Below are 17,514 nucleotides of genomic sequence, written 5' to 3' on the forward strand. Positions count from 1 at the left end.
GGGGCGACCGGAGCAACCGGCGCGACTGGGCCGAAGGGTGCCACCGGTTCGACCGGAGCAACGGGTCCCGTTGGAGCGACGGGCGCGACCGGGTCTTCAGGCGAGCATGTTGTGACCGAGAATGGTCCAACCAACGGTGCGACGATCGTCGCCGCGAACGAGACGCTGATCCTGACAGGCAGCAACCTGTCCGGAACGGTAGATCTCTACAACGCGACGCTCGTGATCGAGGGAACGAACAACGGTGGCCTGACGATCGATATGGCGTCGGAAACCGTCAACTCCGTCGATCTCCTGCAGGTCTCCAACAATGCGGGCAAGAACCCGTCCATCGAACACTTCAATGCTGGCGACAGCATCGGAGGTGTCGGTGCCGGCACGCCGAGTTGGAATGGCAGCGGTCAGTTGTTCTTCGACGGTGGAAAGGTAACCATCGACGACAGCAACCAGACCGGTGCCGGATTCTATCCCAACAGCGGTACCGCAAGCTACGATGGTCACACCTACACGGTGTGGACACTCGATCCTCCGAGAGGTGGAACGGGCGCGACCGGAAGTACGGGAGCGACGGGTTCGACCGGAGCAACGGGGCACACCGGTGCAACGGGCCACACCGGAGCAACGGGTCACACCGGAGCAACCGGTCACACCGGAGCAACAGGCGCAACCGGTCACAACGGGTCGACCGGCGGCACCGGAGCCGCGGGTGCAACCGGCGGAACCGGAGACGACCACCACCACTCCAAGCTGACGACAACGATCGACCAGCATAGTGTCGTCGGGCCTTGGAGGGCGATGCTGCTGCCGACGCAATCCGCGCTGATGAGGCTGGAAGACACCGTCCAGTCCCTCGATCACGCGGGCGCCACGCAACTGAAGGCGGATCTCACCACCATCAAGAGCTTGGCCGACAGCCTGCTGGCCAGGATCGACCAGTCGAGCGCAGGCTCGGCGAGCGATCCGCACCACAGCAGCAGTACGGGCAGTGTCGGCCACGCGGATGATCGGCCGAACTGGATCAACCATGTATCGAAGCACGACACCTAGCGGTTGAGAGGAGTAAGGGAACGGGCGCCAAAGCCAATGCCAAGGCGCCCGTTCTTCAACAACCAGATGATCTCAGGCACGAGCGCAATTGGCCGGCGTCGCTTCCTGAAGCTGACGGCGGCCGTTTTTGCAAGCAGGAGCACCGTGTCCGCGCGGGCAAGCACGAGCAATCTGTTGACCGCGCCGATCCAGTTGCATGGCGATTGGAACTCCAGCGAGGCGACGCTGCGCGTATTGACGCGCGTTAGGGCGGTCGATCTCTACAAGCTTCGCTTATTGTCCGATCGTCAGCCCGCAAAACTGCTGATCGAAAACCATCATCAAGGCCCGCCCGCCATCTGGCTGCATCGTGATCAGCCGGAAACGGCTTCTATCATCGTGAATGTCGGCGCGGCCGATTGGTGCAAGCTTGCCTATCAGTTCGGGCACGAGCTCGGGCATGTGCTTGCCAACAGCTGGCAGCCTTCGGCAAAACCACAGCCGCCGACGCAATGGCTTGAAGAAGCCCTGGTCGAGACTTTCTCAATTCGTGGGCTCGGTCTGCTTGCGGATAGCTGGAAGCAATCGCCGCCGTTTGCCGGCGATCAAGCGTTTGCCGGTGCGATCCGGCAATACCGTGCAGATCTGCTGCAGGCGAGCAAGTCCGATGGCGCCGCAGGTTCACCGGCCGACGCTGTCTCATGGTTTCATGCCAACCGGGAGCCACTGGCAGCGGGGCAGGCCGTTCCGCGCGGCCCAGCCATCCTCGGTATTCTGGCCATCTATGAAAGCGGACGTCCGTGTATCGAGGATCTCGGCGCGCTCAATCGCTGGCCGGAACGAACCTCGCTTCCGATCGACGCCTATGTCGCGCGCTGGAAACGAAGCTGCACGGAAATAGGCACAAGCGGGGAGTTGCCGTCTCGTCTGGAACAATTGTTTGGGCTCGCCTGAAGGCGGCGAGATCCGCGCGCGTGACGTAAACCATGCATCATACTTCAAGGGTCAGTCCGGCTCAAAACGTTGATTTTACCGAGGCATAGTGAAACACTACCGCATATTGCTATTGGAGATTTATTTTGGCCGGGCCAGGTAGCGACCAGGCAGGCGAGAACAAATATGTTCGCCCGCTACTAAAGGCGATTGCCGGCTTGAGCCCTGGCGATGAGGCGGGGCGACATCACCTCTATGATCGTGGCCGGTCGTTGCTCGCCAACCGTCTAAGGGAGCGTGACGATCTCACGCAGGCAGAGAGCGATGCCGAGGCGCGCACGTTTGACGAAGCGGTCAACCAGGTCGAGATCGAAGCGCGCGCCGTAGCGTTGTCATTCAAACGGCGCGAACCTCAGCAGTTCAACATCGCAACGGTCGCCTTCACGGAATCTCGCATTGTGGAGGCGCCGCCACCAAATGGTGTTGGGCATCGCTCGAACCAGGGGGACCAAGCCCCTTCGCGCCCGCCGCTTGCGCGGTCTTTCGCACCGCGCAGGGTCAGCGGCGAACTTGGCGGGGCGCTCGACGGCGCCTGGAAGCGTGTCGCTCCCCAACTGCGTGGCGCGGCCGAGTTCGCCAAGCGCCGTATCGTCGCGGCGTTCTCGGATGCAAAGCTCCGGTTCGGGCGTGCCGCACGCTCCGCCGGGACGGATGCTACTGCGAACCAATCTGCACGTCAGCATGGCGTCGGCAGGGCGGCCCAAACAGCTCTGAAGATCATGCCTGCTACGCCGGACGAGGGCGCCAGCGGCGTCTCCAACCCGCTGAGCCAGATCCGCTTGCAGGCGCTGGTCCAGGTGGCGCGCCACCACGGCGTCGAGCTCGATGTCAACGAATTCAGAGGTGACGCATCGCAATCGCTGCCATCGGCCGCGGCGATGTCGGAGTGGGCGCAAAACGCGGGGCTTTGGTCACGTGCCATTCGTACCGGCTGGCGCAATTTGTTGCGGATGAGCAGTGCCGAACCGGTGGTCCTGTTGTTCAAGGATGGCAGTGCAGGGCTGATGGTCGGCGCCATTGCCGAGCAACACGTCATCCTGATGCGAGAGCCGAGCGGTCCGCCGGAGGCGCAGCCCGTCGCGGTCGACGAGTTGCGCCTTGCGCAAGTCTGGGATGGCGAGGCGATCTTGGTGCGCGCCAATCGCGGACGAACCGCCGCCGACACGCCGTTCAGCCTGCGATGGCTCTCAGACCTTGTGCTGCAGGAACACCGATCGCTGCGCGACATCGGGATCGCTTCCGTCACCATCAGCTTCCTCACCATTTTTCCGCCGCTCCTGGTGATGACGATGGTGAACAAGGTACTGCAATTTCACAGCACCTCCACGTTGATCCTGCTGTCCGCCGTGATGGCGGTGGTCGTGGTGTACGAGGCGATCCTCGGTCATGCCCGCCGCCTGATCATCGCGGTGGTCGGCGCGCGGCTCGATGCAAGACTCAATCTGCATGTCTTCAATCGACTGTTGCGCTTGCCGCTCGATTACTTTGAAAGGCATCCGGCAGGCGAAACCATGTTTCGCATCGCCCAAGTTTACAAGGTGCGGCAGTTTCTCACCGGACGTCTGCTGACCACGTTCCTCGATTTGATAACGCTCTGCGTCCTGCTGCCGTTCCTGTTTTATCTGAGCCCTATTCTAGCCAGCATCGTGCTCGGCTGCGCTGTCGTGATCCTGCTGATCATTCTCGCTTACCTCAAGCCGATGCGTGAGATGTATTCCCGGGTGACCACGGCCGAAACCTGGAAGTCGGCCACCCTGGGCGAGACCATCGTGGGCATCAAGACCGTCAAGGCCCTGGCGCTCGAACCGCAGCGCCGGTCGTTGTGGGACGAGCGGATTGCCGAAGCCGGCAAGTGGCAGCTTGCGTTCAGCAAGCTTTCCAACTGGCCTCAGACGCTCGTCACACCGATCGAGCGCATCATGGTCATCGGCACCGTGATGCTGGGCGCCTACATCGCGATGAACGATCCGTCCGGCTACATGGTCGGAGGTCTGTTTGCTTTCCTGATGCTCTCCGGACGCGCCGCGCAGCCGCTGGTAGGGTTGGCGCGGTTGATCGAGGAATACGAGGAGATCGGTGCGGCAATTGGCGAGGCGGCTTCGGTGCTCAACCGGCCGGCCGAGAGCAATGCGCGATCTGCCGGGCTGCGGCCAAAATTCGCCGGCGAAATTTCATTTCAGGACGTTACGTTCACTTACATGAACACCACAGTGCCGGCGCTGGATCGCGTCACTTTCTCGATGCCGGCCGGAACGACGCTTGGAATTGTTGGACGCAGCGGCTCCGGCAAGTCGACGATTACCCGCCTGCTGCAAGGAATCAATCGCGACTACAAGGGCTTCGTGAAGATCGATGGCGTTGATTTGCGTGATGTGGATCTGCGCCATCTGCGCCAAAGCCTGGGGGTCGTACTGCAGGAGAACTTTCTGTTTCGCGGCTCGATCCGCGACAACATTATCGCGGGTCGACCCGGCCTGACGCTGTCGGACGCTGTGTACGCCGCGCGGCTCGCCGGTGCGGAAGAGTTCATCGAGCGTATGCCAAGCGGATTCGATACCTACATAGAGGAAGGTTCACCCAACCTTTCAGGCGGTCAGCGTCAACGTCTTGCCATTGCACGGGCACTGATCACCGACCCACGCATTCTCGTCCTGGATGAAGCAACCAGTGCTCTCGATCCGGAAAGCGAAGCCGTAGTGACCGGCAACCTGGAGCGGATCGCAAGCGGCCGCACCATGATCATCGTTTCGCATCGGCTGTCTTCTCTGGTCGCTTGCGATCAGATCCTGGTGCTGGAGCAGGGCCATATCGTTGATTGCGGCAAGCATGACGTGTTGGTGGAGCGGTGTGCGATCTATCGCCAGCTCTGGAATCAGCAGAATCGCCATATGGGGGCGCCGAAGCCCAGCGCGGCACCTCGATTGGTCACGGGGGCACCGGATCAATGAGCGAGGTCCAAACGCCGTCACCGCCGACGCTGTTCGGCTCCAGAAAAAACGATCCGACCTTGCCGATCATCCTGGAATTCCAGCAACCCTCGACGGCTATCGTCAACACACCGATCCCGCGTTCGGCCCAGCACATGATCTGGCTGGTGGCCAGCATGGTGTTTGCGTTGATCGTGATTGCCGGCGTATTGCCGGTCGATCAGGTGGTTTCCGCGCGAGGAATCGTCGTCTCTCAGGCACCTACAATTCTGGTTCAGCCGCTCGAGACCTCGATCGTGCGGTCGATCGACGTGCGTGAGGGACAACGGGTGCATGCCGGCGACGTGCTTGCCCGGCTTGATCCGACCTTTGCTGAAGCCGATCTCGTCGCGCTCGAAGATCAGGCAAGTAGCCTCGACGCGGAGGTCGCGCGGCTGCGAGCCGAAGCCGGAGGTCAGGCTTTCAAGTTTGACGGCGACGATCCACATTGGATGTTGCAGGCCTCGATCTTCGAGCATCGCCATGCGCAGTTCGATCTGAAGCTGCAGAACTATGATCAGAAGCTTAAGGAGCTGGATTCCGTCATCGCCCGTTCGAACTCGGACGCGGCCGGCTATCGCGAGCGTCTTGATGTCGCCCAGAGTATTGAGGACATGCGCAAGAAGCTGGAAGCGACACAAACCGGCAGCCGGCTGAGCTCGCTGATCGCTAAGGATAGCCGCGTGGAGATGGAGCGCGCCCTCGCCAATGCCGTCGCGACCGGCGAGGGTGCCAAGCGCGACCAATCGGCGCTCGCCTCTGAGCGGGACGGTTTCATTCGCGGCTGGAAGGCCGAAGCTTCGCAGAAGCTGCAGGAAAGCTCGGTCAAGGCAGCTAACACCCGCGAGCTTGTCGCCAAAGCGAAGCTGCGGCGGAGGCTGGTCGAGTTGCGCAGCAATGTGGATGCAATCGTCCAGGCCGTCTCGAAAGTATCGGTCGGATCGGTGATGCAGTCGGGACAGCAATTCATCACGCTGGTGCCCACGGATGCGCCGCTCGAAGTGGAAGCCAACATTCCTGGCCGGGACAACGGTTTTGTCCACGTCAACGATCCGGTCGCGGTCAAGTTCGATACCTTTCCGTATTCGCAATACGGCATGGCGGAGGGTACCGTCCGTGTGGTGAGCCCCGATGCCTTCAATGCGCAGGCCGAAGCGCGCAATCCGACGAGCGCAATTCCCGCAGCCGCGACGACGGAGCCGTTCTATCGTGGCCGGATCAGTCTCGACCGGATGGCTTTGCACGACGTGCCTGCGGGCTTCAAGCTGGTGCCCGGCATGCCCGTGACTGCGGACATCAAGGTCGGGCAACGCACAGTCCTCAAATATCTGCTCGGACTGATGCTGCCGGTGACCCAGGAAGCGATGCGGGAGCCCTGAACCTCAACAGTCTGCGACGAACGAAAAGCGGTTTGCATATGCTCCTTGATCGACTGATCGGCAAAGCTTCGCCAGCGGCCGCATTGCGCCGCGGATTGGGGCTGCTTGAAAAGGAGCAGTTCACCGAAGCTCTGCCGTTGCTCGCACAGGCCGCTCAAGCGGGCTTGCCGGAGGCTGCGTATCAGATCGGCCGACTCTACCTGCAAGGTTCAGGCGTTCCGTACAGCCAGAGCGAGGCGGTCCGCTGGCTGCAGCAGGCCGCGCAACACGGCAATGTCGAGGCCCAATGCTTGCTAGCGGCGCTCGTGGTGCAGGGGCTGGTGTCCGCTCCCGGGACAAGTGCTGACGAAGGTGCGGCGCGGCTGTTTTCCACGACTGTAACGAACGTCGCCAGCCCAACCCCTGATTTCGAAGCTGCGCACAAATGGGCTCGCATGGCCGCACAAGCCGGCTCGGCGGAGGGACAGGCCTTGCTCGGCTATGTGTTGACCTATGGTCCGGACCATTTGCGCAATCTGGACGAGGCACGAGACTGCTATAGACGTTCGGCTTCGGCCGGCTGCGCGCAAGGCCATCTCGGCTATGCGCTGGCACTTGCGGGTGATGCCCAGCTCTCGGAACGCAAGGCGGAGATAGCCGAGCATATTCGCGCCGCGGCCGCAGCCGGCATTCCGTCCGCCGTTTACATGTTCGGTGTTCTCGCTGAAGAGGGAACCGGCGTCGAGCAAGATCCGGCCCGTGCTGCCGATCACTATCGAAAGGCGGCAGAACTCGGCCACCGCGGAGCACAGCTGAAATGGGGAGTGGCCTTGATCGAAGGCAAGACCGTCCCTCCGGATCCGGTACTTGGAGAATCATGGCTGAGACGCGCTGCGCTGGCCGGAGATCCGCGCGCGGCCGAGATGATTGGTGATCTTTACACCAAGGGCGGCCCAATGCCGCCGAACTATTCGGAAGCCGCGAGCTGGTACCGGCGCGCCGCGGAGGCCGGCAGCGCAACCGCGGCGCGTTCCTTGAGCTCGTTTTACATGACCGGTGCGGGCGTGCCCGCTGATGCTGAAGAAGTCGCTAGATGGTTACGCATGGCGGCTGAGGCTGGAGATGCCGGCGCCCAGCTCGACCTGGCCCAGCAGCTGCTTGCGGGCGTCGATCTGCCCGGTGGGCGACCGCCGGTGACCGATTGGTTCAGGAAGACCGCCGCGGGCGGCGACCCCGTCGCGGCCTTCAATCTTGGAGTCTGCTTGCTGCATGGCGCAGGCACCGAGCGGGACGATCAGCAAGCAGCGATCTGGCTGCGACGCGCGGCGGAGGGCCTGCCGGAAGCCCAATACATGCTTGGTCGGCTACTGAGCGAAGGCCGTGGCGTCCAGGCAGACCTGAAAGCCGCGCGCGAATGGTTTACGCTTGCTGCCGAGGCCGGCAATGCGGACAGTCAGGCAGCCTTGGCCGAAATGCTGGTCAACGGCCGCGGCGGTCCGGCCGACATCGCGAAGGCGATCAAGCTTTGTGAACAAGCCGCCGCCAAGGGACATAGCGGTGCGATGTTCGCACTCGGCGCCATCCATGGCGGAGGGCATGGCATCGCGGTCGACCGGGCTAAAGCCGCGCGCTGGTTTCGAGCCGCCGCCGAACTTGGCCACGGCCATGCCCAGCTCATGCTCGGACGCTATTTGCGATCCGGAGCCGGCGAACCGCAGAGTCTACGCGACGCGCAATATTGGTTCGAGAGCGCCATAGAACAGGGGATCCTGGAGGCTGAAGCCGAGCTCGCCGAGCTTTCGGCGGCGACCTCCAAGATCGCGGTCTGACGTTGCAGATGCGGAATTGATTTGCAGGGTCGCGCATATGGCGATTATGGCCGTAGAAGCACAGAAATCTCGGATGAGGAGAATAGGGTCGCACGGCCGCACATTGCGGATAGCATCAATCCTGTCACGAAACCAAATGGAGGATTGGTGAGATCGTCAGTCGATATGCGATAAGCGCTTCGAGGAGTTTTTAGGTGCAAGTCATACGAAATGGATTTCTATCGCTTCTGCCTTAGGAGCGTTGACCCTGGATGGTCACGCGCAAAATCTGGTCGCATCATTGGAGTGCGATTTTCCGCCCGCTTCAACTGACGATTGGAACATGGCCGCGTCGCCCCTGCAGTACGACATCGATAGAGCAAGGGGTTGGAGAGTGAACGAAGATTCCCTCTCCTTCGATGGCCCGGCAAACATTACTGTCGGTGGAAAGGATCACGTAGCTTCGCTTGCGATCACTATTTCCCGACAGTCAGGCAAAGCTACCAAAACCCTGTCGGCGGAAGTCCCTTGCAGTCAGCGGGGAATGCAGAAAAATGGAATCCTCCGGACGTAAATTCTAACCGTACTCCATTGGGAAGAGCGGTTCGTTGCGGCATCGATTGCCGTGTTTAGAACCGCTTGCTCCGAATGGAGCGATGGACGGGCAGGGAGCGGATGTCTGCTAATGAACTCAGGGCAGACAAGCTGCGGGAACGCACCGGCATCACCGTTTGACTGAAAGGCGGCGTTACCGGGAGTGCGTGAGAGCGCAACCGTGGATTCTCACCGTGGCTTTCTAGCCAATCACCAAGGAACGTAACGAAATCAACATAATGCGGAGGATGGACGTTCCGCGCAGGCCGTGCGGGCGGAATGGCTACACCGGTTTACGATCGATAACGTCCAATTATCGGAGGTGTGGCCGCTCTTGGCGCGAAGCGGGCGTTTTGTGGGATTGCGACGTCGGCAAGGGGCCCAGAAACGGACCTTCGCATGCATCGCCGCCCTAAGCAGAAGGGGTCTCATTCCGTGTTCTTCAGGCCTTTTGCGTCACCAACTTGAAAGCAAACACGATACCGGTGGCGACGATCAGGATCACCGCCATGCCGATCATGCCGGCATCGAACGAGCCGGTCGCGTCCTTCAGGAAGCCGACCATGTAGGGGCCGACAAAGCCGCCGAACGCGCCGACGGAGTTGATGAAGGCGATGCCGCCGGCGGCTGCGGCGCCGGTCAGGAAACCCTGCGGGATGGTGTAGAACACCGTCCGCGCCGAGATCGTGCCGATCAGAGCCAGCGTCAGGCAGGCCAGCGCCGGGATCAGCGAGGTGAACACGACCGAGAGCGCCAGGCCGAACGCGCCGAGGATCAAAGCGGCCATCAGGTTGTAGATCTTCTGGCCGTTGCGATCGACGACGCGCGCCCAGAACAGCATGCCGATGGTGGCGAACAGGTACGGCACTGCCGTCAGCCAGCCGACCTCCATGTTGGTCAGGCCGTGGTTCTTCAGGATCAGCGGCAGCCAGATGCCGATGCCGTAGGAACCGATGGTGAAGGCGAAGGTGATTGCGGTCAGCATCAGCACGCGCGTGTCCTTCATCGCCGCCCACAGATCCTTCTTGGCCTTGTCGTGCTTGTCGCTCGCGAGTTCGTCGAGCAAGGCCTGACGTTCTTCCGTGGTAAGCCACTTGGCCTGATCAGGCGTGTCAGCGAGCAGGACGAGACAGAGAACGCCGAGCACGCAGGCCGGCAGGCCTTCGATCAGGAACATCCATTGCCATCCGGCGAGGCTCCAAAGTCCGTCCATGCCGAGCAGGGCCGCCGAAATCGGACTGCCGAGCAGCGAGGACAGCGGCGTCGACGCCATGAACAGCGCCAGCACGCTGGTGCGGTACTTGGCTGGAAACCAGATCGAGATGTACCAGATCACGCCGGGAAAGAAGCCGGCCTCGAACACACCGAGCAGGAAGCGGATCAGATAGAAGCTGTAGGGCCCCACAGCGAAAGCGGTCGCGGCCGCCGCCAGTCCCCAGGTGATCATGATGCGGGCGAGCCACCGCCGGGCGCCGAACCGGTACATCATCATGTTGCTGGGAACTTCGAGCAGGCAGTAGCTGAAGAACAGGATGCCGGCGCCCCAGCCGAACTGCGTGGCGCTCAGTCCAATGGCCTTGTTCATCTGCAGCGCAGCAAAACCGACGCTGGTGCGGTCGAGGTAATTGAAGAGGTAGGCGAGACCGAGCAGCGGCACCAGGCGCCAGGTGTTCTTGGAAACGGCGCTGGCCACCAGCCCCGAACTGGCGTTGCCAACTCCATTGGCCGTGACATCGGTCATCTCGTTGTCCTCCCCGGTCATGGGCTGGTGTCTCCAGCCTCGATTTCCGGGCGGGACCAGCCGTGTTAGGCTCAAGATGCCAGACGGTGCCGACAAGGGTCCAATCGCTAATTTTTGGGGATCGATAACCGGGAGGAAGTAATGGACCTACGCGACCTCGCTTATTTCGAGGTGATTGCCGATCTGGGTCACATGGGGCGCGCTGCTGACAAACTGGGCCGCACCCAACCCGCTTTGACGAAATGCATCCAGCGGCTCGAGGAGATGGTCGGCGCCGATCTGTTCGAGCGCACCGGGCGCGGCATCACGCTGACGCGGGTCGGCGAGATCCTGCTGTCGCGGGCCCGGCGCATGCGCGAGGCGATGGAGGAGTCATTGCGCGAAGTCACCGATTTCGCCGCCGGCGCCGCCGGCCATGTCGCGATCGGCTGCGGTGCGACCATGGGCGAATATTTGCTGCCGCAGATCTGCCGGGCGATCATCGGCGACGCGCCCGGCTTGACCATCGAAATCCAGATCGGCATGAGCGGCGTGCTGCGGACGGCGTTGCGCGAGCGTGCGCTAGATCTCGCGATCGGGCCGGTGCTGCCGTCGGACGAGCAGGAATTCCGCCACGAAGCCTTCGGCATCGACGAGGTCGTCGTCGTCGCGGCCAAAAATCATCCGCTATGTGGCAAGCCGCTGACGATCAACGACCTCGCCAGCTCGAAATGGGTGCTGCCGGCGCGCAGCGTCGCGATGCGGCAATGGATCGACAACGTGTTCGAGGCTCATGGGCTGCCGCTACCCGCGGTGCAGATCGAAACCAACTCGATCACGACGCTGCCGAAGCTGATCGCGGACACCGCGCTACTGAGCTTTACCTCGACGCGCAATCTGCATCCGCTGCGGCTCGGCAGCCAGCTCGGCCGGCTGATGATCGATGCCACCACGATGCGACGGCCGCTCGGCTTTGTCACCCGCCGTGACGGTTATCTGTCGCCGGCCGCGCAACGTGTCGTGGCGCTGCTAAAATCGAAGGGACGGGACTTCCTCGATCAGGTCACGCTGCCGGGAATGACGGAAGCCCCGATGCCAGGTGTCATCGTCAGCCGCGCGGAGCGAGCCCATAAACGCGTGCGGCAGTCGCACTGAACAGGCTGCTGCGATCGCTGTCACTGGCGTGACGCGTCAGGCGCTTGTAAGCGTTCCAGACCGTGCCATAGCCATAGGATCCCTTGTCGACGGGAAAGTTACTCTCGAACATGCACCGGTGCGGCCCGAAGGCCTCGATGCAGGTTTCGATATAGGGCCGCCACGCCGTGGCGAGAATCTCGGAACTCGGCGGCGCTTCATGTGCCTCGAAACCAAAACCGTTGATGCGCATGCCGAGGCCACCGAGCTTGACGCAAACATTGTCGCAGGCGGCTAGTTCGCGGATCGAACGCGACCAGTCGGCGAAGATTTCGTCGCGGCGATTGTGATAGGCGCCGATGCCAACGATGCCGCCGAGATGATCGAGCACGATCGTGGTTTGCGGAAACGCGCGGGCGAGTTCGGTCAGCTCGGGGATCTGCGGATGGAACAGCCAGGCGTCGAAGATGAGGCCAAGCGGCGCGAGCCGCGCAAATCCCTTGCGGAAGGTCCCATCGCGCAGCAGGCCGGGTGGCCCGGCGCTGAGCGGATTCATCAGGCTGCGGTCGGCGTCCCAGACCGTGATGTGCCTGACGCCGCGGAAACGATTGGGCGCGGCGGCAACATGCGCCTCCAGCACGGCGTCGACGCCGTCACCAAGCCGCAAATCGGCATGACCGACGATGCCGGCACAGAGACGCCGCGGGCCGTAGTTGCCGCTCGCGCTCATCGCAGCCACGCCGTTGACGAATTCGGTTTCGCCGACGACCCGCATTTCCGCCGGGCCGTCGTCTCGATACATCGCCTGGCACTGCATGAAGACGCTGGCCGTGATGTTGTGCCCGCTCTCGGCAATATCGGCGTTGTATTCGTCGAACAGGTACTTCCAGTTCGGCCGGTCCCAGAGATGATGATGGGCGTCGATGATCGGAAGCTCGGGCTCCAGCGCTGCCTCGACGCCGCGCGCCAGCCAGTCAGGCCGCACCGCCAGATAGTTGCTGGTCCCTGACGGTGACGGCTGGATCATTTCGCGAAATCCCGCGGCGCCTGTCCGGTGTAGCGGTAGGGGATGCCGGGAGGCATCGGGCCCTTGATGCGGCCGCCCTGCTGCGACTGTTCCCAGGCATGGGCGAGGATTCCGACCGAGCGCGAGAGAATGAAGAGGCCGCGCCCGAGCGCCGGCGAGAAGCCGAGTTCGGAATAGATGACGGCGGTGGCGCCATCGATGTTCATCGGAATCTGGCGGCCCTTGCGCCGCTGCATCAGGTCCTCGACGCCACGGCCGATGTCCGCGAAGCGGCCGGATACGATCCTGTTCTTGCGTGCGCCGTCGACCAGTTCGAGCAACCGCGGCGACCGCGGGTCGATCGGATGAAAACGGTGACCAAAGCCGGGCACGATCTTGCCGTTGGCCGCGGTGAAGGCGTCGAGGCCCTGTTCGACGGCGGTTTCAAGCGTCGCGCCCGCATCCTGGCGCGCCGCGATGTCGGCATAGAGCTCCATGCATTGTTCGCCGGCGCCGCCATGGACATCGTCGAGCACGTTGATGGCGGACGCCATCGCGCCGTTGAGCGGGAGGCCGCAGGTTACGGCCATGCGCCCAATGGCGATCGACGGCGCCTGCGGGCCGTGGTCGACGGCCGAGACCAGCGCGGCTTCCAGCAGGGCGCCTTGTTCGGCGGATGGCAGATCGCCCTTCAGCATCAGCCAGATCATTTGCGGAAACGACACCCGGCCGATCAGTTGCTCAATCGGAAAGCCGCGAAACCGGATCACGCCGGGCTTCATGTCAATGATGTCGGTCGACCACCATTGGGTAGCTTTTTGCAGCGTGTCGGCGGCGGATTGATCGGTCACGGTTGTTCTCCTCTGTCAAGTGCTCGACGTTTCGGCGCGCGCCTTCAGGTCGGGCACCTTGGCGGTCTCCTTGACCGTCGGCTGGTTGTCGAAGGCGATGACGCCGCGCTGGCCGAAGGTTTCGATCTCGGCGTCCTTGAAGCCGATCTGCCGGAGCCATTTCACGGTATCCTGGCCGAGACTCGGCGGCGGCGACGGTTCGGGATAATCTGTTTCAAGGCGGAAGCCCGGCCGCGTGACGCGCATAGTCTGGCCTCCGGTCACCTTGGCCTTCAGGCTTTCGACGAACTTGCGGCCGGTGACCTGCTGCTCCCTCAGCACCTCGGGCACGCTCAGCACACAACCGGCCGGAACGCCCTTGGCGTTGAACAGCGCCTCCCATTCGACGGCCGGCTTGGCGGCAAGCGCCACCTCAAGTTCCTGCTTCAGAGCCGCGCGATGGTCCTTGCGCGACTGGCGCTCGCGAAACCGCGGATCGGACTTCAGCGCGGGCTTGCCGACGATGTCGCAGAGCGCCTCGTATTGCTTCTGTTCGTTCGCGGCGATGTTCAGCGGGCCGGAACCGGTGGCAAACGTGCCTGACGGCGCCGCGGTGAAATTCTCGTTGCCGATCGGCTGCGGATCGACATTGGCATTGAGGTGGTTCGAGACTACCCAGCCCATCGCCGCCAGCGTCGCTTCAAGCAACGAGACATCGATACGCCGGCCGCGGCCGGTCTGGCGTTGTTCGACCAGGGCTGCTGCGATGGCAAAGGACGCGGTGAGGCCGGCGATGGTGTCGGCGATCGGAAATCCCGTGCGCAATGGCGCCGTCTCGGCATCGCCGGTGACGCTCATGACGCCGGATAGTCCCTGCACGATCTGGTCGTAAGCGGGCCGGCCCGCCCACGGGCCGTCCTGTCCGAAGCCAGAGATCGCACAATAGACGATGCGCGGGTTGCGCTTGGCCAATACGTCGTAACCAAGCCCCAAGCGCTCCATCACTTTGGGGCGAAAATTCTCCAACACGACGTCGGCCTGTTCGACCAGGCGGAGAAAGATCTCCTTGCCGTCGTCGGCCTTGAAGTCGATCGCGACCGATTGCTTGTCGGCATTCACGGCGACGAACGACAGGCCCATCAGGTTCTTGGCCATCGCGGGATCGGCGCCGAGCCGGCGTGCCAGATCGCCGCCCTTGGGATTCTCGACCTTGATCACTTCCGCGCCGAGACGCGCGAGGTGATAACCGCAGAACGGACCGGCGAGGACGTTGGACAGATCGAGGACGCGAATGCCGACGAGGGGCAGTGCCATGGTGTTTCTCCGGAGAATGTTTGGTGTCAGACGAGGCCGAGCCAGTGCCACCAGGTCGCGGCGCACAAGGCGTAAAGCAGGCAGGCAACAAGACAGGCGATGATGCCGACCTTGGGAAAATCTCCGACGCGCAGCCGGCCGGTTCCGTAGACGAGGATGCTCGGCAGGGTGTTGTAGAACATCAGAAGCGGATAGCCGCCGATGATCATGCCGGCGGGCAGCGCCAGCGCGACCGGATTGACACCGGCGGTGCCGGCCATCGCCAGAATGATCGGCAGCAGCCCCGTCGCCATCGCGGTGGTGCCGACGAAGATCACGTGCATGCACTGCACGATCAGCATGACAACCACGATCACGACCAGCGCCGAGGCGCCGGCGAGACCAAGCGCGTGGAAGATCGAGTTCGCGAGCCAGTTGGCGGCGCCGGTCTTGAGCAGGATGTCGCCGAGCGAAACGCCGCCGCCCGCGATCAAGAGCACCTGCCAGGAGACGCCCTTGTTGGCGTCGGTCCAGTCCATCACGCCGAAGCGCGGCAGGAACAGCACGCAAGCGCCCATCAGGCAGACCACGGTGGTGTCGAGGCCGGTGAGGCCCTGCGTCGCCCACAGACACGTCACCAGCACGAACACGATCAACGCGCGCCATTCGGCGGATGACATCCGGCCCATCGAGGCGAGGTTCTGCGAAATCCGCGCCTCGACCTGCTCATGACCTGTCGTGAACTCCGGTGGAAACACGCGCTGGATCAGCCACCAGGTGAAGAAGGTCATCACCAGCGCCGGCGGGAATCCATAGAGTAGCCATTCGGCATACGTGATGGTGTGGCCACTGGCCTTGGCGATGAACTCGACCGTGACCGGATTGGGCACCGTCGCCGTCAGCACGCCGGCGCCGATGGTGGCGTTGGTCATCGTCAAGGTCAGCAACAGGTTGATTGCGAATGGCGAGCGCGCGGCGACGCCGAAGATGGTCAGGATGCTGAGGCATTCCGGCAGCAGGATCGCGGTGCGCGCCGTCGAGGACGGCACCAGAAAGGCGAGCACGATGTTGATCAGGGTGACGCCGAGCGTGATCCGCGCCGGCGCGCTGCCGAATTTCGCGAGAATGATGTAGGTGATGCGTTCGGCGAGCCGGGTCTTCACCATCGCGGTCGCGAGGATGAAGGCGCCGATGATGAGATACACCGGCGAGGCCGAGAAGCCGTCGAGCGCGGTGCGCAGGTTGGCGGTGCCTGACAGCACCGCGAGCGGGATCACCATCAGGCTGGCAATCGCGAGCGGGATCGCTTCGGTCAGGTACAAAACGAAGATACCGCCGAACAGCGCCAACGCCTTGTGGCCCTGCAAGGAGAGATCGGCAGGTGTCGGCGCAAACCAGATCGCGGCGGCGACGATGACGGCGAGGGGAACGCCGACGGCATTTAGAATAGCCTCCAACGACCGGGGCGCGTGCGCGCTGCTCTCCACGTGGACGTGAGATGACACGTGATTCCTCCCATAGGAAGCACGCGGCGATGGATCGATGCCATCAGGTTTTGCGACCGTGCTTCACGATGGGGGATAGCTCGCGCACTGAACCAGCGTCCAATCGCAAGTTTTCAGGAAACCATAACCGGCAGGAATGCCATGATCTGTCGCTGTCCTTCATTGACCGGGGATGAAGTCTGCAATGGGTCAACCCCGGAAGAACTGCGAACGGTGTCCCAGTTTACGTATATAGTCTGGCCGGTTGATGCATCGGTAAGGCTGTATAGGTCTCGTTTTGTCATTTCTGACTCCCCGGATAAAGCCTGCTAGTTAGCCACGCCCGACGCTAATGATCTCTTCCGGAACAACGTCCCACGGCTTTCCCTTGTGCAGGCCGACCCGCGCTATCTTCGGCGAATGGAATTAGTCGTGTTTTGTTGGAGCTTCCGGATTGTATCAGAGCCGATCCAATCTCCAGGTAGGTGAAGTGAAACGCAGCTGTCTGACCGTCGGAAAGCGTCGCCGGCAATCCGGTATCTTGAATTCCAAATCCCTTGTTCTGCACCACCGAGGCCAATCGGCTGCCATTGTCGAGCATCAGGCCCATTCCGGTGACGGTCACCGGGCGCTGGCCGAGGTTAGTTGCCTGGATGTGGGCCCAGACATCGCCGAATTGATCTCCGCGAACAGGAATCTTGCTTCCACAGATCACTCGAATTGAACGCTTGTCCTTCTGGATCGCCTTTAGGAGGTTGAAGGTCGAAAGGCCCGCGCCATAGAGGGCCAACGCGAACAGCACAGCATCCTTTCCATCAGACCAGGTCATCTAACCTCTTCCTCCTGAATCGCCGAGGCGACAAAGGGAGGTTACCGCGCCGAAGGACAGAGTTGTGCAATGCCGCGCCTTCATCCACAGCGCGTCCCCAGGTTACTTTCGCGGTGCGCTGATCGAGGCCGTGGCTGCAATCCATCTCCACAATGGAGGGCCGCCAACTCGGTCATCGCATAAGCCTGAACAGCTCGAGCACGTCGGCAAGCCGCAGCTTCGCGCCCTTGGGCATATGCTGGAGCAGAATGTGCCGGGTGTCCGCTGCGATCTCGTCCCGCTTGAGCGGGCTGCGCTCAGCGTGGAACGCCTGCATCTTGTCGGCAAACCGCCGGGCGATTTCAGGCGGGATTTCGAGGGTTTTGGGGCAACAGGCATCAGGGAAGAGAGCCCTTATCTATCGGCTTCCAAGACCTTAGAGGCAACCTTCGTAACTTTCGAAGTAACGTTCGTAACCTCCAGCGGCGATGAAG

Annotated in this window: 13 protein-coding genes; 7 read left to right on the plus strand and 6 right to left on the minus strand. The window is 62.4% G+C overall.

Annotated features, from left to right (window positions below):
• Positions 1 to 111: 111 nt before the first annotated feature.
• From H8A95_RS43930 to H8A95_RS34325, 5 genes are all read left to right on the plus strand, one after another.
• The gene (locus H8A95_RS43930; protein ID WP_274617691.1) at positions 112 to 1,047 is read left to right on the plus strand and encodes a hypothetical protein; all 936 of its coding nucleotides are present in this window, start codon (positions 112 to 114) and stop codon (positions 1,045 to 1,047) included.
• Positions 1,048 to 1,083: 36 nt separating this feature from the next.
• Positions 1,084 to 1,980, plus strand: a complete 897-nt coding sequence (locus H8A95_RS34310) for a hypothetical protein (RefSeq protein ID WP_229187163.1) — start codon at positions 1,084 to 1,086, stop codon at positions 1,978 to 1,980.
• A gap of 125 nt (positions 1,981 to 2,105) precedes the next feature.
• A complete protein-coding gene (locus H8A95_RS34315) occupies positions 2,106 to 4,967 on the plus strand; it encodes a peptidase domain-containing ABC transporter (RefSeq protein ID WP_229187164.1) in 2,862 nt (953 codons plus the stop codon).
• Positions 4,964 to 6,364 carry an HlyD family type I secretion periplasmic adaptor subunit gene (locus H8A95_RS34320; RefSeq protein WP_229187165.1) on the plus strand — a complete coding sequence of 467 codons (1,401 nt, stop codon included), beginning with the start codon at positions 4,964 to 4,966 and terminating at the stop codon, positions 6,362 to 6,364. The genes H8A95_RS34315 and H8A95_RS34320 overlap by 4 nt, the downstream gene beginning before the upstream one ends.
• A 38-nt stretch (positions 6,365 to 6,402) precedes the next feature.
• A complete protein-coding gene (locus H8A95_RS34325) occupies positions 6,403 to 8,172 on the plus strand; it encodes a tetratricopeptide repeat protein (RefSeq protein WP_229187173.1) in 1,770 nt (589 codons plus the stop codon).
• A gap of 1,015 nt (positions 8,173 to 9,187) precedes the next feature.
• Here H8A95_RS34325 and H8A95_RS34330 read toward each other — a convergent pair.
• On the minus strand, positions 9,188 to 10,507 hold the full coding sequence (locus tag H8A95_RS34330) for an MFS transporter (protein ID WP_229187166.1): 1,320 nt from the start codon (positions 10,505 to 10,507) through the stop codon (positions 9,188 to 9,190).
• Between the two features lie 120 nt (positions 10,508 to 10,627).
• Between H8A95_RS34330 and H8A95_RS34335 the strand changes: the two genes are divergently transcribed.
• Complete coding sequence (locus H8A95_RS34335) at positions 10,628 to 11,620, plus strand: LysR family transcriptional regulator (protein WP_229187167.1); 993 nt, start codon at positions 10,628 to 10,630, stop codon at positions 11,618 to 11,620.
• Here the strand turns inward: H8A95_RS34335 and H8A95_RS34340 are convergent.
• The 5 genes from H8A95_RS34340 to H8A95_RS34360 form a co-directional block, all read right to left on the minus strand.
• Positions 11,574 to 12,626, minus strand: coding sequence for an amidohydrolase family protein (locus H8A95_RS34340; RefSeq protein ID WP_229187168.1), 1,053 nt, complete (start codon positions 12,624 to 12,626; stop codon positions 11,574 to 11,576). The two genes, H8A95_RS34335 and H8A95_RS34340, sit on opposite strands and share 47 nt — an antisense overlap.
• On the minus strand, positions 12,623 to 13,456 hold the full coding sequence (locus tag H8A95_RS34345; RefSeq protein ID WP_338028018.1) for a citryl-CoA lyase: 834 nt from the start codon (positions 13,454 to 13,456) through the stop codon (positions 12,623 to 12,625). The genes H8A95_RS34340 and H8A95_RS34345 overlap by 4 nt, the downstream gene beginning before the upstream one ends.
• A 15-nt stretch (positions 13,457 to 13,471) precedes the next feature.
• Entirely contained in the window at positions 13,472 to 14,749 is a 1,278-nt protein-coding gene (locus tag H8A95_RS34350) for a CaiB/BaiF CoA transferase family protein (protein WP_229187169.1), read from the minus strand.
• A 26-nt stretch (positions 14,750 to 14,775) separates the two neighbouring features.
• A complete protein-coding gene (locus H8A95_RS34355) occupies positions 14,776 to 16,233 on the minus strand; it encodes an SLC13 family permease (protein ID WP_229187170.1) in 1,458 nt (485 codons plus the stop codon).
• 328 nt (positions 16,234 to 16,561) lie between these two features.
• Positions 16,562 to 17,041, minus strand: a complete 480-nt coding sequence (locus H8A95_RS34360) for a hypothetical protein (protein WP_229187171.1) — start codon at positions 17,039 to 17,041, stop codon at positions 16,562 to 16,564.
• Positions 17,042 to 17,105: 64 nt separating this feature from the next.
• Here H8A95_RS34360 and H8A95_RS34365 point away from each other — a divergent pair.
• Positions 17,106 to 17,514, plus strand: a 409-nt coding sequence (locus tag H8A95_RS34365) for a hypothetical protein (RefSeq protein WP_229187172.1), incomplete at its 3' end; no start/stop codon positions are given.

The sequence above is a fragment of the Bradyrhizobium oropedii genome (assembly GCF_020889685.1).
Taxonomy (GTDB): domain Bacteria; phylum Pseudomonadota; class Alphaproteobacteria; order Rhizobiales; family Xanthobacteraceae; genus Bradyrhizobium; species Bradyrhizobium oropedii.